At 62.5% G+C, this 20602-nt stretch carries 21 protein-coding genes, 1 tRNA gene and 2 pseudogenes; 16 read left to right on the forward strand and 8 right to left on the reverse strand.

Annotated features, from left to right (window positions below; all coding sequences use genetic code 11):
- Positions 1-87 precede the first annotated feature (87 nt).
- The 3 genes and pseudogenes from H3V53_RS18670 to H3V53_RS18680 form a co-directional block, all read right to left on the reverse strand.
- On the reverse strand, positions 88-315 hold the full coding sequence (locus tag H3V53_RS18670; protein WP_336599238.1) for a hypothetical protein: 228 nt from the start codon (positions 313-315) through the stop codon (positions 88-90).
- Positions 316-362: 47 nt separating this feature from the next.
- Positions 363-839 carry an AraC family transcriptional regulator gene (locus H3V53_RS18675; protein ID WP_336599239.1) on the reverse strand — a complete coding sequence of 159 codons (477 nt, stop codon included), beginning with the start codon at positions 837-839 and terminating at the stop codon, positions 363-365.
- 115 nt (positions 840-954) lie between these two features.
- A pseudogene (locus tag H3V53_RS18680) lies at positions 955-1230 on the reverse strand (helix-turn-helix domain-containing protein); the annotation flags it as partial.
- 269 nt (positions 1231-1499) lie between these two features.
- Between H3V53_RS18680 and eat the strand changes: the two are divergent.
- From eat to eutC, 3 genes are all read left to right on the forward strand, one after another.
- Positions 1500-2903 (forward strand): ethanolamine permease, encoded by a 1404-nt coding sequence (gene eat, locus H3V53_RS18685; RefSeq protein ID WP_054918011.1) that lies wholly within the window; start codon positions 1500-1502, stop codon positions 2901-2903.
- An 84-nt stretch (positions 2904-2987) separates the two neighbouring features.
- Positions 2988-4382, forward strand: a complete 1395-nt coding sequence (locus H3V53_RS18690; RefSeq protein WP_336599240.1) for an ethanolamine ammonia-lyase subunit EutB — start codon at positions 2988-2990, stop codon at positions 4380-4382.
- Positions 4379-5173, forward strand: coding sequence for an ethanolamine ammonia-lyase subunit EutC (gene eutC, locus H3V53_RS18695; protein ID WP_336599241.1), 795 nt, complete (start codon positions 4379-4381; stop codon positions 5171-5173). Before H3V53_RS18690 ends, eutC begins: the two co-directional genes overlap by 4 nt.
- A gap of 126 nt (positions 5174-5299) precedes the next feature.
- On the opposite strand, the gene H3V53_RS18700 is transcribed toward eutC, so the two are convergent.
- The 3 genes from H3V53_RS18700 to H3V53_RS18710 form a co-directional block, all read right to left on the reverse strand.
- Complete coding sequence (locus tag H3V53_RS18700; protein WP_336599242.1) at positions 5300-5695, reverse strand: DUF779 domain-containing protein; 396 nt, start codon at positions 5693-5695, stop codon at positions 5300-5302.
- A 77-nt stretch (positions 5696-5772) separates the two neighbouring features.
- Positions 5773-7293: an aldehyde dehydrogenase gene (adh, locus tag H3V53_RS18705; RefSeq protein ID WP_336599243.1), complete on the reverse strand. Its 1521-nt coding sequence runs from the start codon at positions 7291-7293 to the stop codon at positions 5773-5775.
- An 11-nt stretch (positions 7294-7304) separates the two neighbouring features.
- Positions 7305-7514 (reverse strand): hypothetical protein, encoded by a 210-nt coding sequence (locus H3V53_RS18710; RefSeq protein ID WP_336599244.1) that lies wholly within the window; start codon positions 7512-7514, stop codon positions 7305-7307.
- Positions 7515-7653: 139 nt separating this feature from the next.
- Here H3V53_RS18710 and H3V53_RS18715 point away from each other — a divergent pair, with 139 nt between their 5' ends.
- From H3V53_RS18715 to H3V53_RS18765, 11 genes and pseudogenes are all read left to right on the forward strand, one after another.
- A complete protein-coding gene (locus H3V53_RS18715) occupies positions 7654-8658 on the forward strand; it encodes a helix-turn-helix domain-containing protein (RefSeq protein ID WP_336599245.1) in 1005 nt (334 codons plus the stop codon).
- Between the two features lie 489 nt (positions 8659-9147).
- A complete protein-coding gene (locus tag H3V53_RS18720) occupies positions 9148-9333 on the forward strand; it encodes a hypothetical protein (protein WP_007581925.1) in 186 nt (61 codons plus the stop codon).
- A gap of 14 nt (positions 9334-9347) precedes the next feature.
- Positions 9348-10739 (forward strand): ATP-dependent RNA helicase DbpA, encoded by a 1392-nt coding sequence (gene dbpA / locus H3V53_RS18725; protein ID WP_336599246.1) that lies wholly within the window; start codon positions 9348-9350, stop codon positions 10737-10739.
- Positions 10740-11086: 347 nt separating this feature from the next.
- Positions 11087-12241, forward strand: a complete 1155-nt coding sequence (locus H3V53_RS18730) for a pyridoxal phosphate-dependent aminotransferase (RefSeq protein ID WP_336599247.1) — start codon at positions 11087-11089, stop codon at positions 12239-12241.
- A 10-nt stretch (positions 12242-12251) separates the two neighbouring features.
- A complete protein-coding gene (locus H3V53_RS18735; protein ID WP_336599248.1) occupies positions 12252-13094 on the forward strand; it encodes a carbon-nitrogen hydrolase family protein in 843 nt (280 codons plus the stop codon).
- A 30-nt stretch (positions 13095-13124) separates the two neighbouring features.
- A complete protein-coding gene (locus H3V53_RS18740; protein ID WP_336599249.1) occupies positions 13125-13916 on the forward strand; it encodes an ABC transporter substrate-binding protein in 792 nt (263 codons plus the stop codon).
- 162 nt (positions 13917-14078) lie between these two features.
- The gene (locus H3V53_RS18745) at positions 14079-14816 is read left to right on the forward strand and encodes an anti-sigma factor family protein (protein WP_336599250.1); all 738 of its coding nucleotides are present in this window, start codon (positions 14079-14081) and stop codon (positions 14814-14816) included.
- Positions 14817-14958: 142 nt separating this feature from the next.
- The gene (locus H3V53_RS18750) at positions 14959-15477 is read left to right on the forward strand and encodes a sigma-70 family RNA polymerase sigma factor (RefSeq protein WP_336599251.1); all 519 of its coding nucleotides are present in this window, start codon (positions 14959-14961) and stop codon (positions 15475-15477) included.
- On the forward strand, positions 15474-16319 hold the full coding sequence (locus H3V53_RS18755) for an anti-sigma factor family protein (protein ID WP_336599252.1): 846 nt from the start codon (positions 15474-15476) through the stop codon (positions 16317-16319). The genes H3V53_RS18750 and H3V53_RS18755 overlap by 4 nt, the downstream gene beginning before the upstream one ends.
- A 171-nt stretch (positions 16320-16490) precedes the next feature.
- Positions 16491-16760, forward strand: a complete 270-nt coding sequence (locus tag H3V53_RS18760) for a DUF4148 domain-containing protein (RefSeq protein ID WP_336599253.1) — start codon at positions 16491-16493, stop codon at positions 16758-16760.
- A gap of 428 nt (positions 16761-17188) precedes the next feature.
- Positions 17189-17548 (forward strand): annotated as a pseudogene (locus tag H3V53_RS18765) (DUF2345 domain-containing protein); the annotation flags it as partial.
- A 231-nt stretch (positions 17549-17779) separates the two neighbouring features.
- On the opposite strand, the gene H3V53_RS18770 reads toward H3V53_RS18765, so the two are convergent.
- Positions 17780-17855 (reverse strand) — tRNA-Lys (locus H3V53_RS18770).
- 240 nt (positions 17856-18095) lie between these two features.
- Between H3V53_RS18770 and H3V53_RS18775 the strand changes: the two genes are divergently transcribed.
- Both H3V53_RS18775 and H3V53_RS18780 read left to right on the forward strand, forming a co-directional pair.
- Positions 18096-18500 (forward strand): hotdog domain-containing protein, encoded by a 405-nt coding sequence (locus H3V53_RS18775; protein ID WP_054918102.1) that lies wholly within the window; start codon positions 18096-18098, stop codon positions 18498-18500.
- A 54-nt stretch (positions 18501-18554) separates the two neighbouring features.
- Positions 18555-19421, forward strand: a complete 867-nt coding sequence (locus H3V53_RS18780) for a patatin-like phospholipase family protein (protein WP_336599254.1) — start codon at positions 18555-18557, stop codon at positions 19419-19421.
- 51 nt (positions 19422-19472) lie between these two features.
- On the opposite strand, the gene H3V53_RS18785 is transcribed toward H3V53_RS18780, so the two are convergent.
- Positions 19473-20486, reverse strand: coding sequence for a D-2-hydroxyacid dehydrogenase family protein (locus tag H3V53_RS18785; RefSeq protein WP_336599255.1), 1014 nt, complete (start codon positions 20484-20486; stop codon positions 19473-19475).
- Between the last annotated feature and the right edge of the window lie 116 nt (positions 20487-20602).

Below are 20602 nucleotides of genomic sequence, written 5' to 3' on the forward strand. Positions count from 1 at the left end.
CGCAGGCACAAAACACCGAACCGACCCCGCAGCGACAAAAACTCCAACCGTCATTCGCCGGTTGGAGTTTTTATTGCGTCACCAACTTCACGCGAGTCTTTTCGCGTACCGGTCTTGTACCACCTGCGAGATGTACGTCGACAGCCCGCGCCCGCGAGCCGCGCGTCGCTTCATCTCTTCGACATCCCGCTGTCCTGTAGCGGCGTAGTTGTACAGGTAGATCTTCCCGTCCTTGAAGGCGACGAGAATCGCGTCCTGAGCGCTCTCATAAGCGACCACTCCGGACTCACCGCTCAGATCCCGATAGCGTGGCATTGGTGCTCTCCCGAACTACGCCTCGCGAAGCGCAGCACGGACTATTCCTAAACCACCGGCAAGCAGATGTCCGTCAGCAGATTGGCGGGCGCGGTCTCCTTAGGATTATTCAAATACTCTTCGAACACAGGCGCATTCGCCGCCTCGTGTTCCGAGTTGACGAGCCACTCGCCGTACAGCCACTGATACGCCGACACCATATCCGCATACGGCCCCTTGTGCCGCAACACCGCATACTTGCCGCCAGCGATCGACGTCACGCTTACCAGCGCATCGCCGGATACGTCGATGGCACGCGGCAGCCACACGCCCGCCTTGGAGCGCAGCTCGCCCTCGGGCACGGCGGTCGGATCGTCGTAGTAAATCCCGATCATCCGCATCTCGTTCGACAGCAGGCCGCGGGATGCAAGCCATCCCATCAGCGTGTCGAACGCCTTGCCGATCTGCATGTACGGTCCGACATGATCGACCGTGAGCACGTCGAAGCCTTCGATCTCGCGAATCACCACATCTCTCATCGTCATTTGATGACCTCCTGAGCCCGCAACCCACGGCCGGAACCGCTAATGCGTTTCCCGCCTTCCGATACTGCGCGGGCGGCATGCCGAACATGGCGCTGAACGTCCACGTGAAAGACTGCAAGCTGCTATAGCCGGTGCGCGCGGCGATCTCTGCAACGGGCATCGTGCCGTTCACGAGAAAACCGGCTGCGCGGTGCAAGCGCAGCCGGCGTACCGTCGTCGCGACGCTCTCACCGTGCATCGACTGAAAGAACCCGTGCCAGTGATACGGCGACAGGCGCGCAATGTCCGCCAGCCGGTCAATATCGAGCGGTTCGTCGAGATGATCGTAGATAGGGTCGCGCACGCGGGCGAGCCGGGCGGCGTAGCGGGCGCGGTGGCCGATATCGTTCATGGCGAGCGGGCAAACAGGCGTTGAAAAACACCGAACACGATAGCACGCGGCGATTTACCAAATCCTGCGAACTTTCGCAGCTATTCAGCGACGGCTTAACGCGGATTCACCGGACATGCGCATGCAAGGCCGCCGCAACTTTGCCGATTTTCGATAACACCTCGATTTATGGCTTCCTACCATCGCCAGATGACCGCCGGTAAAGGCGGCCGCGATGCTGACCCGCAGCGCGCGCCCGTCAACCGGCAACTTCAAAAAGGGAGCCTCCGATGAAACCAGAGTCGACAACCCAGCACAAAGGCAGCGTCACGCATCACGAGCTGAAGCAGACGCTCGGCACCTGGCAGCTTTGGGGCATTGCCGTCGGCCTCGTGATTTCCGGCGAGTACTTCGGCTGGAGCTATGGCTGGGCGAGCGCCGGCACGCTCGGCTTCGTCATCACGGCGATTTTCATCGCCGCGATGTACACGACGTTCATCTTCAGCTTCACCGAACTGACGACATCGATTCCGCACGCAGGCGGCCCGTTCGCCTATGCGCGCCATGCGTTCGGCCCGACAGGCGGCTATATCGCGGGCGCGGCGACACTGGTCGAATTCGTGTTCGCGCCGCCTGCCATCGCGCTTGCGATCGGCGCGTATCTGCATGTGCAGTTTCCCGGTCTCGAGCCGAAGCACGCGGCGATGGGCGCGTACCTCGTGTTCATGGCGCTGAACATCGTCGGCGTGCAGATCGCGGCGGCGTTCGAACTGTGCGTGACGCTGCTCGCGATTTTCGAGTTGCTGGTGTTCATGGGCGTCGTGTCGCCGGGATTTCAATGGTCGAACTTCACGAAGGGCGGCTGGGCGGGTTCCGACACGTTCAGCATGGGCGCCTTCCACGGCATGTTCGCGGCAATTCCGTTCGCCATCTGGTTTTTCCTCGCCATCGAGGGCGTCGCGATGGCCGCCGAAGAAGCGAAAAACCCCAAGCGCTCGATTCCCATCGCCTACGTGACGGGCATCCTGACGCTCGTCGTGCTGGCTATCGGCGTGATGGTGTTCGCGGGCGCGGCGGGCGACTGGACCAAGCTGTCGAACATCAACGACCCGCTGCCGCAAGCGATGAAATACATCGTCGGCGAAAACAGCGGCTGGATGCATATGCTCGTGTGGCTCGGCCTGTTCGGTCTGATTGCGTCGTTCCACGGCATCATCCTCGGCTACTCGCGGCAGATTTTCGCGCTGGCGCGCGCGGGCTATCTGCCGGAGTGGCTGTCGAAGGTGCATCCGCGCTTCAAGACGCCGCATCGCGCGATTCTCGCGGGCGGCGTGGTCGGCATCGCCGCGATCTACAGCGACGAGCTGATCCAGTTCGGCGGACAGACGCTGACCGCGAATATCGTGACGATGTCGGTATTTGGCGCTATCGTGATGTACATCATCAGCATGCTGGCGCTTTTCAAGCTGCGCCGCAGCGAGCCGAATATGGAGCGTCCGTTCCGCGCGCCGCTGTTTCCGTACTTCCCTGCGTTCGCGCTGGGCGCGGCGGTGATTTCGCTGGCGACGATGATCTACTTCAATCTGCTCGTCGCCGTCGTATTCGCTGCGTTCGTCGCGCTTGGGTACGGCTACTTCCTGATGACGCGCAACCAGCGCGAAGTCGCGCCCGCCGACGTGCTGCTCGAAGAATGATGCCGGCCTGAACGCCGACGCGCCTGCAACACGTGCACTACGTGCATTACGCCGCGCAATCGCCGCGGCGATGGAGTACACAAGATGAGTTACACGGAGACAATCGGCAGCCGCACCTATCGTTTCGCCGATCTGAAAACCCTGATGGCCAAGGCGAGTCCGCTGCGTTCCGGCGACCAGCTCGCCGGCATCGCGGCGGCGAGCGAGGAGGAACGCGTCGCCGCGAAAATGGCGCTCGCGGACGTGCCGCTACGCATGTTCCTGAACGAAGCGCTGGTTCCGTACGAGCGCGACGAAGTCACGCGGCTCATCGTCGATACGCATTCGCCCGAGGCATTTTCAGAGATCTCGCATCTCACCGTGGGCGAGTTTCGCAACTGGCTGTTGTCGGACTCGACCGATACGGACGCGCTCGTGCGCATCACGAAGGGTCTCACGCCCGAAATGGTCGCGGCCGTGTCGAAGCTGATGCGCAATCAGGATCTGATTCTCGCCGCGCGCAAGCGGCCCGTCATCACGCGCTTTCGCAACACGGTCGGTTTGCCGGGACACATGTCGGTGCGTCTGCAGCCGAATCATCCCACTGACGACGTGAAGGGCATCGCGGCATCGATGATCGACGGCCTGATGTACGGTTGCGGCGATGCGATGATCGGCATCAATCCCGCCTCCGACAGCCTCGCCGCGATCACGAATCTGCTGTTGATGATCGACGATTTCCGCACGCGCTATCAGGTGCCGACGCAGTCGTGCGTCCTCACGCACGTGACCAACACGATTTCGGCGATCGAAAAAGGCGCGCCCGTCGATCTCGTGTTCCAGTCGATTGCCGGCACTGAGCAGGCGAACGCGGGCTTCGGCATCACGCTCGCGCTGCTGCAGGAAGCGTACGAAGCGGCGTTGTCGCTCAAGCGCGGCACGGTCGGCGACAACGTGATGTACTTCGAAACGGGGCAGGGCAGCGCGCTGTCGGCCAACGCGCATCATGGCGTTGATCAGCAGACGTGCGAAGTGCGCGCGTACGCCGTCGCGCGCCAGTTCAATCCGTTCCTGACCAATACCGTGGTGGGCTTTATCGGCCCCGAGTATCTGTACGACGGCAAGCAGATCACGCGCGCCGGTCTCGAAGATCATTTCTGCGGCAAGCTGCTCGGCGTGCCGATGGGCTGCGACATCTGCTACACGAATCACGCGGAAGCCGATCAGGATGACATGGACAATCTGCTGACGCTGCTCGGCGTGGCGGGTATCAATTTCATCATGGGCATTCCCGGCGCAGACGACGTGATGCTGAATTATCAGAGCACGTCGTTTCATGACGCGCTCTATGTGCGCGATGTGCTTGGCTTGCGTCGCGCGCCGGAATTCGAAGAGTGGCTGGAGTCGATGCAGATCGCCGACACGCGCGGCGCGCTCATCAATGCGCCTGCGCGTCAGCCGCTGCTGGAAGGCGCGAGCGAATGGATGGGCATCGCATGAGCGATTCGATCGAAAAGAACGCATGGCAGACGCTGCGCGCGTTCACGAATGCGCGTATCGCATTGGGCCGCGCAGGAAACAGTCTGCCGACGGCGCCGCTGCTCGCATTCAATCTGTCGCACGCGCAGGCGCGCGACGCCGTCCATCATCCCCTTGACGCCGACGTCCTGCATCAACAGTTGCGTGCGCATGGCTTCGCGTCGCTCGACGTGCACAGCGCGGCGCCCGATCGCGCGCATTATTTGCGGCGGCCGGATCTGGGACGTCGCCTGTCCGACGAGAGCCGCGAACTGTTGCACGAGGCCGCCACGGAAGGCGACACGCCCGATGTGGTTTTTGTGATCGCCGATGGGCTCTCTGCGTTCGCTGCATCCAAGCAGTCGATCCCGTTTCTGCAGGCCATCACGAAGCGCCTCGGCGACTGGAAAATCGGCCCGGTCGTGGTGGCGCGTCAATCGCGCGTCGCGTTGGGCGACGAGATCGGCGAGTTGCTGAAGACGAAGCTCGTCGTGATGCTGATCGGCGAACGGCCAGGTCTCAGTTCGCCCGACAGCCTCGGCATCTATCTGACGTATGCGCCGAAAGTCGGATGCAGCGACGCGCAGCGAAACTGCATTTCGAACGTGCGGCCGGAAGGGCTCAACTATGAAGCCGCCGCGCACAAGCTGCACTATCTGCTCACGCATGCGCGCCGGCTGGGGCTGACGGGCGTCGGCCTCAAAGACGATAGCGACGCGCTGCTTCAGTCGGCCAACGCGCCGGATGCGATCGCCGGCGGTTCGAAAGCGTGAAGTACGACGTGCCCGGACGCATCTCGCGTCCGGGCACGCGACACAACTTCGAAGCACAACTTCGTATCACAGCGTCGCATTACAGCGTCGCATCACAGCGTCGAATCACAACGTCCAATCACAACCTCAAACCGCGTCCGCCTTGCTCACGGGATGCTGCTCGAGCCAGGCGTTCTCGTCGTCGTCGAACAAACGCGAGCGCGTCAGAAAACGCATACCTGTCGGACGTTCGAGAGAAAACATGCCGCCGTTACCCGGCACGACGTCGATGATCAACTGCGTGTGCTGCCAGTATTCGAACTGCGATTCGCTCATGTAGAACGGCACGCCGCCGATCGTCCCGAGCCGCACGTCCGACGCGCCCACCATGAACTCATTCGACGGAAAGCACATGGGCGCGCTGCCGTCGCAGCATCCGCCCGACTGGTGAAAGATGATCGGCCCGTGCTCGGCGCCCAACTGCTGGATCAGCTTGACGGCTGCATCCGTTGCGACGACACGCGCCACGCCTCGTTCGCTCATCGCGCTTCCTCCTTGCTTGAGCCGCTGAAAAAGCGGGCGAACCGCTCGACGCGATACGCCCATCAGGAGCACTGCGCTTAAAAGAAGCCCAACGGTTGGTCGCTATAGCTGACGAGCAGATTCTTCGTTTGCTGATAGTGGTCGAGCATCATCTTGTGATTCTCGCGTCCGATGCCCGACTGCTTGTAGCCGCCGAACGCGGCGTGCGCGGGGTAAGCGTGATAGCAGTTGGTCCACACGCGGCCCGCTTGAATCTTCCGGCCAAAGCGATACGCGCGCGTGCCGTCGCGCGTCCACACGCCGGCGCCGAGGCCGTAGAGCGTGTCGTTGGCGATTTCGAGCGCTTCTTCTTCGTCCTTGAACGTCGTGACGGAAACGACGGGCCCGAAAATCTCTTCCTGGAAGATGCGCATCTTGTTGTTGCCGCGGAACACAGTCGGCTTCACGTAATAGCCCTTCGCCAGTTCGCCGTCGAGCTTGTTCTGCTCGCCGCCGATCAGGCATTGCGCGCCTTCCTGCTTGCCGAGATCGATATACGACAAGATCTTTTCGAGCTGTTCGCGCGACGCCTGCGCGCCGATCATCGTCTTCGTGTCGAGGGGATGACCTTGCTGGATGGCGGCAACGCGTTTCAACGCGCGCTCCATGAAGCGGTCGTACACCGACTCCTGGATCAGCGCACGCGACGGGCACGTGCACACTTCGCCCTGATTCAGCGCGAACATCGCGAAGCCTTCCAGCGCCTTGTCGAAGAAGCTGTCGTCCTTGTCGAGCACGTCCGCAAAGAAAATGTTCGGACTCTTGCCGCCCAGTTCAAGCGTGACGGGAATGATGTTCTGGCTCGCGTACTGCATGATCAGGCGGCCCGTCGTGGTTTCGCCCGTGAAGGCGATCTTCGCGATCCGCTTGTTCGACGCGAGCGGCTTGCCCGCTTCGAGGCCAAACCCGTTCACGACGTTCAGCACACCAGCGGGCAGCAGATCGTGAATCAGTTCGATCAGCACGAGGATCGAGGCGGGCGTCTGTTCCGCGGGCTTCAGCACGACGCAATTGCCCGCCGCGAGTGCCGGCGCGAGCTTCCACGTTGCCATCAGGATCGGGAAATTCCACGGAATGATCTGGCCGACTACGCCGAGCGGCTCATGGAAGTGATACGCGACCGTGTCGTGATCGATTTCCGAAATGCCGCCTTCCTGTCCGCGAACGACGCCTGCGAAATAGCGAAAGTGATCGATGGCGAGGGGAATGTCGGCGGCCATCGTTTCGCGCAGCGGCTTGCCGTTGTCGATCGACTCGGCGACGGCGAGACGCTGCAGGTTCGCTTCCATGCGATCGGCGATCCGGTTGAGGATGTTCGCGCGCTCCGTGGTGGAGGTGTTGCCCCACGACGCTTTCGCGCGATGCGCAGCGTCCAGCGCGAGTTCGATGTCGGCTTCGCGCGAGCGGGGAATCGACGTAAACGGCTCGCCCGTAATCGGCGAAATATTGTCGAAGTACTCACCGCCGACAGGCTTCACCCATTCGCCACCGATAAAATTCGCGTACTGCTTTTTGTACGGAAACTCGGTCGTCAGAAACTTCATTTCTGCGTGGTTCATCTGTGTGCTCCTCACATGTTCAGGTAGTCGATGTATTCGCCGCGATATCTCACGAGGCTGCGCGATGATCCGCTGGCCGACTCCCTGATCGCCAGAAGCGTGCCAACATCGGCGCGAACGCGGCCGATGCCGGTGCATGCGGCACTGTCGCGAGGCACGCGGCGCGGCGCGTGCGGCGTGTTGTTCACCGGCACCGTTGCATCCGTGAGCAACTCGAACACGAATGTTCATCGAATGAACAGCGCGCGGCCGTGCGCAACGGAGAATGCGCAACAGCCCGTTCGGCATGAGACTTGCGTCGCACTGTGCCCGTCTGGTTCACTGTCACATGCAGGTGCATCTCCAACCTCGACACCCCATATGACGACCGATCTTCTATCCGGGCATGCCGCCGCGGCGTGCCGAGTCGAGACCAGCGTCGCGCACGACGCCGACGAGCAGGCGCGCAACCTGCACGGCTGGACGCAGACGTACGACCAGCTGACGCCGGGCCGCTTCGTCGGCAGGCTGACGGGACTGCATCTCGACGGCATGCACGTGTTCTGCGAGACAACGAGCCAGTCGCTGCGGCAGACTTGCGAAGTGCCGCCCGATAGCGACTGGTTCGGCATTCCCGCTGCCGACGACAGCACGGGCCGCATCGGCCCGCAGCCGATTCGCGGTGGATCGCTCGCCTTCCAGCGCGGCGGCGTCGAATTCGAACTGCTGACGCCGGGCGACTACGCGATATTCGGCGTGGTCGTGCGCGACGAGCTGCTGCAGCGTCACGCGTCGACCGTCGAGCATGACGATCTCGTCGCGCGCGCCGCGCATGGGGGCACCATCCCGGTCGATAGCAGCGCCAGGACGCGTTTCTGCGCGCTGTTGCGCGACGTGCTCGACGGTACGGCGCACACCGTGCTGTCCGAACGGGCGCGTCGCAACGTGCAGACGTCCGTGCTGTCCGCGCTGTTCGAACTTTGCGCGGCGACGGGCCCGGAACCCGTGGCGGTACCCGCGCGCCCGCGCAGGCAGTGGATCGTGTCGGAAGCACGCGACTACGCGCTCGCGAATCGCGAGCGCCCTGTCGGCGTGCCGGAGCTGTGCGAGCGTCTGCACGTCAGCCGGCGCACGCTGCAATATTGCTTTCAGGATGTGCTGGGCCTCGCGCCTGCGAGCTATCTGCGTGTCATCCGCCTGAACGGCGCGCGCCGCGATCTGTGCGGCGCGGTGCCGGGCGAGCGTACGGTGCAGGATGTCGCGGCGGCATGGGGCTTCTGGCATCTGAGCCAGTTCGCCACTGACTATCGCAAGCTCTTCGGCGTGCTTCCCTCCGATACGCTGAAGACGGTTCACACGCCCGCGACCGCGCGGGCCGCTCACTAGCACACTCGCTCTCGCTTCTCGCTTCTCGCTTCTCGCTTCTCGCTCTCTCGCCGTCCCATCGTCCGGGCCGGATTGGCGCATCCGCTAGAATTGCGGCATGCGAGGCTCCGTCTCGCCGCCTGACCAGACATCCGCATCGAAGCAGTCGCCCGCCTCCCGCCTGTCCCCGTCTATACACAGCAAGCAGTGGATAACCACTGGGATAGCCGGGCGAAACGCGTGTGGAATCGATGTGGACGTAAACGGGGTAACTCTGCGCGCGCGTTCGGGCCGAAAAAGTTGTTCGTCGAACGCGGTCGGCTGCGCACATCGACCACGCGGGGTTATGGGTCCCGCAAAACGCTGATTCGTTTCGGTAAACCTGTGTTATCCACAGAAAAGCGGTGCGCTTGTTAACTTCTACTACGTATATATACAGGTAAACCTATTGTCTATAAGCCTTCGCGCGTCGGGAGACAGCGCACGGAGGACTCACGCTGGAGAATCACCGTGTTCACATGCATCAACCAGAGCTGCGGCGCACAGTGGGAACTGTCCGACGTCGTTATCAAGAACGAAGGACAGGGACTGCTGTTTCGCTGCCCGATGTGCGGCGCGCGCAACTACGTCGAACGATTCGATGCCGACGACGGCACGATCGTCTATGAACAGATCGAAGGCCGCCCGTACAACTAAGACCGCATATCGACATGACCGACAAGGCCCGACCTTTTAGCGAACTGCCGCTTTCGCCCGCCGCGCTCGCCAATCTTGCGCAACTCGGCTACGCCGAGATGACGCCCATTCAGGCCGCCAGCCTGCCCATCGCGCTTGCCGGTCACGATCTGATCGCGCAGGCGAAGACGGGCAGTGGCAAGACGGCGGCGTTTTCGCTTGCGCTGCTCGCGCGGCTCGATACGCGTCGCTACGACGTGCAGGCGATGGTGCTGTGCCCGACGCGCGAACTTGCCGATCAGGTGACGCAGGAAATTCGCCGCCTTGCCCGCGCCGAAGAGAACATCAAGGTGCTGACGCTGTGCGGCGGCACACCCATGCGTCCGCAGACGGCGAGCCTCGAGCACGGCGCGCATATCGTCGTGGGGACGCCGGGGCGCATCATGGACCATCTGGAGCGCGGCAGCCTCGCGCTGGGCGCGCTCAACACGCTGGTGCTCGACGAAGCGGACCGCATGCTCGACATGGGTTTCTTCGACGATATCGCGAAGGTAGCGCGCCAATGCCCGAAAGAGCGGCAGACGCTGCTGTTCTCCGCCACGTATCCCGAGGGCATCGCGAAACTGAGCCAGCAGTTCCTGCGCAACCCGAAGGAGGTGAAGCTCGAAGAGCGGCACGACGACAGCAAGATCCGCCAGCGCTTCTACGAAGTCACGGAAGACGAGCGCCTGCATGCCGTCGGTCTGCTGCTGAATCACTACCGGCCTGTCAGCACGATCGCGTTCTGCAACACGAAGAACCAATGCCGCGACCTGCTCGACGTGCTGCGCGCACAGGGCTTTCATGCGCTCGCGCTGCATGGCGAGCTCGATCAGCGCGAGCGCGATCAGGTGTTGATCCAGTTTGCGAATCGCAGCTGCTCGGTGCTGGTTGCCACCGACGTCGCCGCGCGCGGCCTCGACATCGCGCAGCTCGAAGCCGTTATCAACGTCGACGTGACGCCGGACCCCGAAGTGCACGTGCATCGCATCGGCCGTACGGGCCGCGCGGATCAGGAGGGCTGGGCGCTCAGTCTCGCGAGCATGAACGAGATGGGCCGCGTGGGCAGTATCGAAGAAGCGCAGGGGCGCGATGTCGAATGGCACCCGCTTTCGTCGTTGAAGGCGGCGAGCGATGAACCGCTGCTGCCGCCCATGGAAACGCTGCAGATTCTCGGCGGCCGCAAGGAAAAGATCCGTCCCGGCGACGTGCTGGGCGCGCTGACAGGCGACGCGGGCTTCAGCGGCGCACAGGTCGGCAAGATCAACGTGACGGAGTTTTCGACCTACGTGGCCGTCGAGCGGAGCATCGCCCGCGATGCGTTGCGCAAGCTGGGCGCAGGCAAGGTCAAGGGCAAGAAGGTCAAGGTGCGTCTGATGGACGAATGAAGCACGAATAGTCGTGCGAGCGGGGCGGCGCGCGTCCGGTGCTGCCTCGCGTTAACTTCATACGAATCACGAAAACGCAGCGGCGCATCACTCCATTTCATACCCGTGCGATGTGCAGCCTCCACGCGCATCGCGCCCATCTCGCGCATCTGGCGCTGCATCAAAGACATGCGCAGTTTTAATCTGTTTGCCCGCCGGCATGAACTCGCGCCGCGCATGAGCCAAACGCATGCCGCGCATGACAAACTTTCGATTGTTCTCATGCGCGCCTTGTTGCCTAATCGTTCAAACTGAACGGGCCTGTCGCGTCGCGCGGCCCGCCAATTGCAGCGAGAAGGAGGAATCTCATGCAGAGCGCCTTGCAAGCACGCTCGAAGTTGCCGGACGTCGGCACGACAATTTTCACGGTCATCGGCCAACTAGCCGCCGAACACAATGCGTTGAACCTGTCGCAGGGCGCGCCGAATTTCGCGCCGGACGAAGCGCTCGTCGACGGCGTGACCAAGGCGATGCGCGCGGGTCACAACCAGTACGCGCCGATGGCGGGCATCGGCGCGCTGCGCTCGGCGCTCGCCGCCAAGGTCGAAACGCTCTATGGCGTGCACTATGATCCGTCGACGGAAGTGACCGTGATCGCGAGCGCGAGCGAAGGGCTCTATTCGGCGATCAGCGCGCTCGTGCATCCCGGTGACGAAGTGATCTACTTCGAGCCGTCGTTCGACAGCTACGCGCCCATCGTGCGCCTGCAGGGCGCGACGCCCGTGGCGATCAAGCTGTCGCTGGACGGCTTTCGCGTGGACTGGGACGAAGTGTCCGCCGCGATCACGCCGAAGACGCGCATGATCATCGTCAACACGCCGCACAATCCCACCGCGTCGATCTTCAGCGACGCCGACATCGAGCGCCTGAAAGCCGTGACGGGCAACACGGACATCGTGATTCTGTCCGACGAGGTCTACGAGCACGTCGTGTTCGATGGCGCGAAGCATCAGAGCATGGCGCGTCATCGCGAGCTGGCGGAGCGCAGCGTGATCGTGTCGTCGTTCGGCAAGTCGTATCACGTGACGGGCTGGCGCGTCGGCTATTGCCTCGCGCCCGCCGTGCTGATGGACGAGATCCGCAAGGTTCATCAGTTCATGGTGTTTTCGGCCGATACGCCGATGCAATACGCGTTCGTCGAAGCGCTGTCTAATCCGCAGAGCTACCTGGGTCTGTCCGATTTCTATCAGCGCAAGCGCGACCTGCTGGCGCGCGAGCTGCGCGAATCGCGCTTCGAGCTGCTGCCGAGCGAAGGCAGCTTTTTCATGCTGGCGCGCTTTCGCGGTTTCTCGGAAGAAAGCGACAGCGACTTCGTGCTGCGCCTGATCCGCGACGCGAAGGTGGCGACCATTCCGCTGTCGGCGTTCTATACGGACGGCACCGATTCGGGCCTGATTCGCCTGAGTTTTTCGAAGGACGACGCGACGCTGATCGAAGGCGCGCGGCGTTTGCGCGATATCTGAGGAGCACGCGATGATGCAGCAATCCGTCAAGGCCGCCGTCGTGCAGATGAGCAGCAGCGCCGACGTCGCGCACAATCTCGGCGAGGCGCGCCGCTGGGTGCATCAGGCGGCACGCGAAGGCGCGACGCTCATCTGCCTGCCCGAATACTTCTGCTGGATCGGCGACGACGAAATGCAGCGCGTCGCGATCGCCGAGACGTTTGGCGACGGGCCCGTTCAGCAGGCGCTGTCCGAACTCGCGCGCGAGACGGGCGCGTGGCTGATCGGCGGCACGGTGCCGATCCGGCCGTCGCACGGGCCGCAAGTCGGCACGCACGCGTACAACACGTCGCTCGTGTTCGATCCGTCGGGGCAGTGCACCGCGCGCTACGACAAGATTCATCTGTTCAGCTTCAATCAGGGCGCCGAGCAGCACGCCGAAGGCGACACGATGGTCGGCGGCGACAGCATCGGCACGGCGCAGGGGCCGTTCGGCGCGTTGCGCCTGTCCGTCTGCTACGACTTGCGGTTTCCCGAGCTGTATCGCGCGGGCCCGCAAGCGGACGTGATCGCCGTGCCTGCCGCCTTCACGCATACGACGGGCCTCGCGCATTGGGAGCTGCTGCTGCGCGCGCGGGCCGTCGAGAATCAGGCATTCGTGCTGGCGTCCGGCCAGTGCGGCACGCATTCGAATGGCTGGCGCACTTTTGGCCACAGTATGATCGTCGGGCCGTGGGGCGAAGTGCTCGCGCGGCGCGACGACGAACCCGGCATCGCGCTCGCGATGCTTACGCAAAGGGCGCTCGACGAAGCGCGCAATCGTCTGCCCGTACTCGAGCATCGGCGTATCGCCACGCCGTCCGATGTACGGTGAACCGCATAAACCAAGGGGAAGGAGATCGAAATGAAGCTTGTGAAGAATCTGCTGGTGCTGGCGTGCGCGTTCGCATCGGTGGCGACGGGCTCGGCGCTTGCCGCCGATGCGACGTCGCTGCGCTATGGGCTCGAAGCGCAATATCCGCCGTTTGAATCGAAAGGACCGAACGGTGAGTTGCAGGGCTTCGATATCGACATCGGCAACGCTGTCTGCAAGACGGCGAACCTGAAATGCAGCTGGGTGGAAACATCGTTCGACGGGCTGATTCCCGCGTTGCAGGGTCGCAAGTTCGACGCGATCAACTCGGCGATGAACGCAACGGAAAAACGCCGTCAGGCGATCGACTTCACCAACGTGATCTATCGCGTGCCGACGCAGCTGATCGCCCGCAAGGACAGCGGGCTGCAGCCGACGCCCGAGTCGCTGAAGGGCAAGCGTGTGGGCGTGCTGCAGGCGTCGATCCAGGAAACGTATGCGAAGGCGCACTGGGAGAACGCGGGCGTGTCGGTCGTGCCGTATCAGGACCAGAACCAGGTCTATACGGATCTCGTCGCCGGGCGCCTCGATGCGACGCTCGTGCTCGCGCCGGCGGGGCAAACAGGATTCCTGTCGCGTCCCGACGGCAAGGATTTCGCCTTCGTCGGCCAGCCCGTGCGCGACGACAAGATACTCGGCAGCGGGATCGCGTTCGGCATTCGCAAGGGCGATACGTCGCTGCGTGACCAGCTGAACGCCGCCATCGCCAAGGTGCAGGCGGACGGCACGGTCAAGACGCTGGCTCAAAAGTACTTCGGCAATATCGACGTTTCGGCGAAGTAAGCGTCGTCAGTTTCTCGCAACGCGCCGCATGGCTTTTCGTCATGCGGCGCGTTTACTTTTGGGCTTATGTCTGACGAATGGATTGTCAAAAGCCGATGGAATAAAGGCCGCAGCGCTTCTGTTAGCGCAGCAGAAGCCCGAAATCCGCACGATCGAACCATCATGTCCCGCACCCGTCCACCGCCCGACACGCCGCTCACTGAAGCCGACATGCAGGCATTCGCCGACGGCAGTCTGCCGCCCGAACGGGCGGCGCGCGTGCGCAGCTATCTGGGATCGCGCCCGCGTGAAGCCGAACGGATCGCCTTCTACCGGCAACTGAACATGCAGATGCGCAGCGTGTTTGAAGGCGCATTCCCGCAGCGCTTGCGGGAGCCTCATGTCAATCGGGCGCAACCGATCGATTTCCGCACGAAGATGCACCGGTTTTTCGTGCGCCGGGTGGGCATGGCGGTGATCGGCGTCGTGCTGGCCGTGCTGGCGGCGAGCGGGTGGTTCGCTGCGTCGCGGGTATCGTCGGAAATGCTCGATGCCGCCGCGGTGATGGCGCTGATGCGCAGCTCCGCGCGGCACGCCGGCGAGGTGCCCGCCGCCACGCTCAATGATCCGCATGCCGTCGATCTCGCGTCCGTAGGCCTGACGCTCGTCGGTGCGCGAACGCGGCATCCGAACGTGCTTGCGAGCATCGATATACTCGATTACCGCAATGCCGATGGCGAAGCCGTCGTGCTGGTTTCGGCGGCAGCGCCGTTCGCAGGCAGTGATCCGCACTGGGCGGGGCAACGGGTCGGCGATGTGCGGCTCCTCACGTGGACGGCGAACGGCAGGCGTTACGTGCTGGCGGGACGCGCCACCACGCACGGACTGATGCGTGCCGCCGATGCGCTGACCTTGCGCTAGTAAAGGGGCAAGGCCGATTTGCGTGCATGTGTCGGCTTGACGAAAAGCAGGCGGAATAAAATGCGTCAGATTGTGTTCTCTGCTTCAAGAGGCGATGCGCGCGGCGGATTGCGCGCCGCTCGACATCTGATGGGTAGAGCCAATGGACATTCGTAACGAGTTGATGGATCACGTGCCGCGTTTGCGCCGCTACGCGCGGGCGCTGATCAGCAATCGCGATCTCGCAGACGATCTTGTGCAGGACACGCTCGAGCGCGCGCTCACGCGCACGAAAATGTTTCAGGCCGGGACGGATCTGCGCGCGTGGCTCTTCACGATCATGCATAACGTGTTCGTCAATCAGGTGCGCAAATCGTCGGCGCGCGCGGTGCACGTTTCCGTCGATGACGAAAGCATTGTGGAAAGCGAATTTGCCGTGTCGGGGGAGCAGACGCATTCGCTCGAAGTGCGCGATCTCGATTACGCGTTGCAGCGTCTGCCTGCCGATCAGCGCGAAGTCGTGTTGCTGGTCGGGCTGGAGGAAATGAGTTACGCGGAAGTGGCGATTGCGCTCGACATTCCTGTCGGCACGGTGATGTCCAGGCTCTCGCGTGGGCGGGAGCGCTTGCGAGCGTTGATGGCGGGCGCGCAGCCCGGCGCGAAACTGAAGGTGGTGCGATGAGCGATCAACAAACTCCAATCAGCGAAGAAGACATTCATGCATACGTGGACGGCGTGCTGTCCGACGAGCGGCGTGAACAGGTGGAGCGCGCGATCGAATCGAATCCTGCGCTGGCCGCGCGTATCAGCGATTATTTTTCGCTGAACAACATCTTTCATGAGCGCTATGACCGCGTGCTGAACGAGCCCGTTCCCACGCGCCTGCGCACGCCGGAAAAGCGACCGTGGTTGAGCGCGGCGAACTGGCCGCAATTCGCGGGCATGGCGGCGGCGCTGGTGCTGGGCGTCGGTATCGGCGTCGGCACGAATCTCGGCAAGGATGTGCCCGCGCCCTGGGCGGGTGGATCGCCTGGGGCGTCGTCCGGGACATCGGATACGCGGCCGGTCAGTGCCGACTCTTCGGAAGTGTTTGCAAAGAAGGCGGCGCTCGCGCACGTCGTGTACATGCCGGCCGTCGATCGCCCGGCGCAGATCAGCGAGGATCACGAGCAGGAGTTCGTTCAGTACCTGGCCGACAAGCTCGGCACCGACGTGCATCCGCCGATGTTGACCAAGAGTGGATTCGAACTCGCGGGCGGCCGCATATTGCCCGGCGACGATGGGCCCGTCGCGCAGTTCATGTATCACAACGCGAATGGCGAGCGTGTCACATTGTGCATCTCGCATCGCAAGGTGAACGCGAACACGACGGCGTTCAAGCTCTATCAGGAAGGCCCGGTAAACGTGTTCTATTGGGTTGATGGCGACTTTGGCTATGCCGTGTCGGGCGGGATCGATCGTAAGGTCATGCTGCAGATTGCGCATGACGTATATGCGCAATTGACGAGCGCGACGCCGGGTTGATACGGGCACTTGCCTGCTTTGCTAAAGCGACTGCATCCATGATGCGGCCGTTTTTTCGCCTTTGATAATTCGTTATCCGAATCAATTTTTTTTTGAACGGCGAGCGGGAATAGATTGCGGTGTCGCGTGGTTTGTCACTGTGCGTACCGCACGTTTTCAAAGGAGTTGGAAATGAAGATGCTCGCACTGCTGGCCGTTTCCGTTGCCGTGCTCGGCTCGACCGATGCGTTCGCGCAAGGCAAGACGCGCGCACAGGTGTATCAGGAGTTGGTCGAGGCGCAGCAGAACGGACTGAACTTTGTCACCGACTCGTCGTATCCCGACGTGAATCCGATGTTTCAGGGCACCGTCGATTATCTGAAGAAGCAGGCGCTCGCTAAAGCCGATGCCGCGAACAGGATGGCGAAGGCGGCTTCGGATGCAGTCGTGCCGGGAAATTGAAGAGAGGGGCCGGACGAGGGGAAATGAAAAAGGCCGGTCAGCTTGCGCGAGCGGCCTTTCAATTCTTTGGTGGGGCGTGAGTGACTCGAACACTCGACCTACGGAAAGAGTGTCCGCGCGAATGTCCGCGGAGTTGGCATTTTTGTCCGCATGCGTGTTCGCATGCGAAGGGCTGAAAGCCTTGCCAGAAGCGCTTTTGAGCGAATCGTGTTGCGGCATGCGAACACCTTTGCGGACACCTAGCTACTGCCAATCGGGGCGTCTTCGCACCCACATATCGATTTGGTCCCACGAAGGACCCATCGCAAGCGGGCGGCGCGAGCGGGCGAATGTCCTGGGACACTTCGCATTGCACCCGCCAGCTACTGAAACAAATGGTGTAAAAAATAAGATATTGGCAACAGACGCGAGAGCGTAGCGGAGGCCCGATGTCATTTATTGCGGACAAGGACCTGACGATGGCGAGTGTCAACGGCGCGGTGCATATCAAGGCGCGGAAAGAACTCACGCTCGAATCTGGCGGCGCGTTTATCCAGATGAAGGACGGCAGCATCACGCTGGGTGGCCCGTTCGATCTGTTCCTGGAGGTCATCACGATCCAGAAAAAGGGCAAGGCATCACAGGGACCGAACTTCGACGTGCTGCCATCCGGCAAGGTGGGCGATTCGCCCAACTTCCTCGAAATCGTGCACCACTATGACGACCTGGAGCCGGTCAAGGACGCGCCGTACACGGTATCGTCGTCGCCGCCAACAACGACTTCAGTGCTACGTCTGCTTCGCCGATAACCCCATATCGCTATAGAGATGGGTGCGGCGCATGGCGGATTCCCGTGCGGAGTTGCGTAACTGGATACTCCTCTTCTCGAAGGTTACGCGCATCGCTCGGCGTCCGCATCGCAGGTTTATGGGAATGCGCCGAGACTCCGTAGGTTGGCGAAGATTGCCTACACAGTGCCTACACGAGCCCGAAAAGCAAAAAGCCCGGTCGCGATGACCGGGCTAAGTGCTTGAATTCTTTGGTGGGGCGTGAGTGACTCGAACACTCGACCTACGGATTAAGAGTCCGCTGCTCTACCAACTGAGCTAACGCCCCCAACAGAAGCGAGAGTATGCAGGAGTTTTTCTTGCTTGGCAAGCCTATCTCGCAAATTTCTTAAAAAGACCGCGTGACGAGTCGTCCACAGCAGCGGACGGATTCCACAGAAGCCCCAATAAGCCCCCAAACGCGCCCATATTCACGTTGGGCACCATCGAAGCGCACGGGCGTTCGTCCCGGTATCATGTCGCGACATCATGTCGTGCGGTCGTCCGCGCGGCGCAACCGGAACTCACGATGGACGAAAACGAAGTCCGGGCGTTGCTCGATCAGGTGCTCGCGCCGTGGGTGCGGTCGCTGTCGCTCACGCCCGTCAAGGTCGACGATGAAAGCGCGACGCTGCGCCTGCCGTTTTCCGGCGAACTGCGCCACAGCGGGGGCGTGATCTGCGGCCAGGTTTTCATGGCGGCCGCCGACACCGCGATGGTCGTCGCCATTGCCGCTGCGCTCGGCGGCTTCAAGCCGATGACAACCGTGTCGCTTAACATCAGCTTCATGCGCGCCGTCCGCAAAGGCGACGTGCTGATCACCGCGCGCGTGCTGCGCATGGGCCGCAACCTCGTGTTCGGCGAAGTCGAACTCACCGACGAGGATGGCAAGATGGCCGTCCACGCTACCACCACGTACGCGCTGCTCAATTGAGCGCGCATCCGCCGCCTATGCCTAGAGCGCGGCGGTAATCGAAGGACTAAACGGATGTTCGATCAGGTCGTATTCGCCGGCGGCGGCAATCGCTGCTGGTGGCAAGCGGGGTTCTGGGACGTCGTCCAGCCGGAACTGGCGATCAAACCGCGTGTGATCACGGGCATCTCGGCCGGCGCGGCGACGGCCTGCATGCTTTACACGCGCGACGCCGCCTGGGTCATGCGCTATTACGAGAACGCGCTGCGCCGCAACACGAAGAACGCCTATTGGGGCAATTTGCTGCGCGGCGAATCTGTGTTTCCGCATTACCGGATCTACCGGCAGGCGCTGCTCGACATCTACGGCGACAGCTTCTCGCAACTCGCGAAGGCGCCGGAAATCCGCATCGGCGTGTCGCATGTGCCGCGCTGGCTGGGCGCGCGCAGTGCCGTCGCGGCAGGTTTGATCGCATACAACATCGAAAAGTACATCCGCAAGACGCTGCACCCGACGCTCGGCCAGTCGCTCGGATTTCATCCCGAATTCGTGCGCGCGCAGGATTGCGCGAGCGTCGACGAACTCGCCGACCTGATTCTTCAGTCGTCGTGCACGCCGCCGTTCACGCCTGTTCTGCGACGCAACGGGCGCCCGGTGCTCGACGGCGGAATGGTCGACAACGTGCCTGTCGGCGCGCTCGACCCGACGCCTGGCAACGTGCTGGTGATGGTAACGCGCATTTATCCGCGTCCGCAGATGTTCGTCGTCCCGCACGGCGAGCAGCATCGGTTGTACGTGCAGCCGTCGCGCAAGGTGCCGATTTCCAGCTGGGACTACACGAGCCCTTCGCAGATGCAGCACGCCTACGATCTCGGCCGCGTCGATGGCGAGCAGTTTCTACAACGGATGCCCGATTTGCTCGCCGCCGCCGCGCACGACTGAAGCGCGCGCATCAATAAAAAAGCCCGGAAACGCCTCCGGGCTTTCGAACGATTACTTGCGGCGCCCGCCCTGCAACGCTTCGGGATTGGCAACACTCGACGTATCGCCCTTATCGAACGCGAGAATGTTCTTGAACGCCGCGCTGAAATACAGCTCGTAGCTTTCCTTCTCGACGTAGCCGATGTGCGGCGAGCAGATCACGTTTTCCATGCGCAACAGGCTGTAGCCCTGCAGGATCGGCTCGCTTTCGTAGACGTCGATGGCCACCATGCCCGGCCGGTTGTGCGACAGCGCGCCCATCAGCGCGTTTTCTTCCAGCAGCTCCGCGCGGCTCGTATTGACGAACAGCGCCGTCGGCTTCATGCGCATCAGATCATCCTGCTTGACGATGCCGCGCGTGTCGTCGTGCAGGCGCAGATGCAGCGACAGCACGTCGCTTTGCTCGAACAGCGCCTCGCGGCTGTCCGCGACCTGATAGCCATCGGCGAGCGCGGCCTCACGCGTATGCTCGCGGCCCCAGATCAGCACGTTCATGCCGAACGCCTTGCCGTAGCCCGCCACCAGCCGGCCGATCTTGCCGTAGCCCCAGATGCCGAGCGTCTGTCCGCGCAACACCTGCCCAAGACCGAAGTTCGGCGGCAGCGCCGACGTCTTCAGGCCCGATTGTTGCCAGGCTCCTTGCTTAAGGTTTGCCACGTATTGCGGAATGCGACGTTGCGCGGCCATGATAAGAGCCCACGTCAGCTCGGCGGGGGCGATCGGCGAGCCGACGCCTTCCAGCACGGCGATGCCGCGCTCCGTGCAGGCGGCCATGTCGATGTGGCTGCCTGCGCGGCCTGTCTGGCTGATCATGCGCAGATGCGGCAACTTGTCGAGCAGTTGCGAGCTGATGCGGGTGCGTTCGCGAATCAGGACCAGCGCGTCGACTTCCGACAGACGGCTGGCGAGCTGGCCCAGGCCGCGAACGGTGTTGTTGAAAACCTTGACCTCGTGGTCGGCGAGCAGTTGGAAACAGTCGAGCTTGCGGACGGCGTCTTGATAGTCGTCAAGGATGGCAATCTTCATGGCGTATATGTTTTGCGACGCATCCTGCGAAGGATGCGGAACGGAGAGTCTTATTCGGGTGTCCCACCATGTGATCTGGACCACATGATGCTTGAGTGGAATGCCGTACCGTACAA

This window comes from Paraburkholderia bengalensis (assembly GCF_037126505.1).
GTDB classification, from domain to species: Bacteria; Pseudomonadota; Gammaproteobacteria; order Burkholderiales; family Burkholderiaceae; genus Paraburkholderia; species Paraburkholderia bengalensis.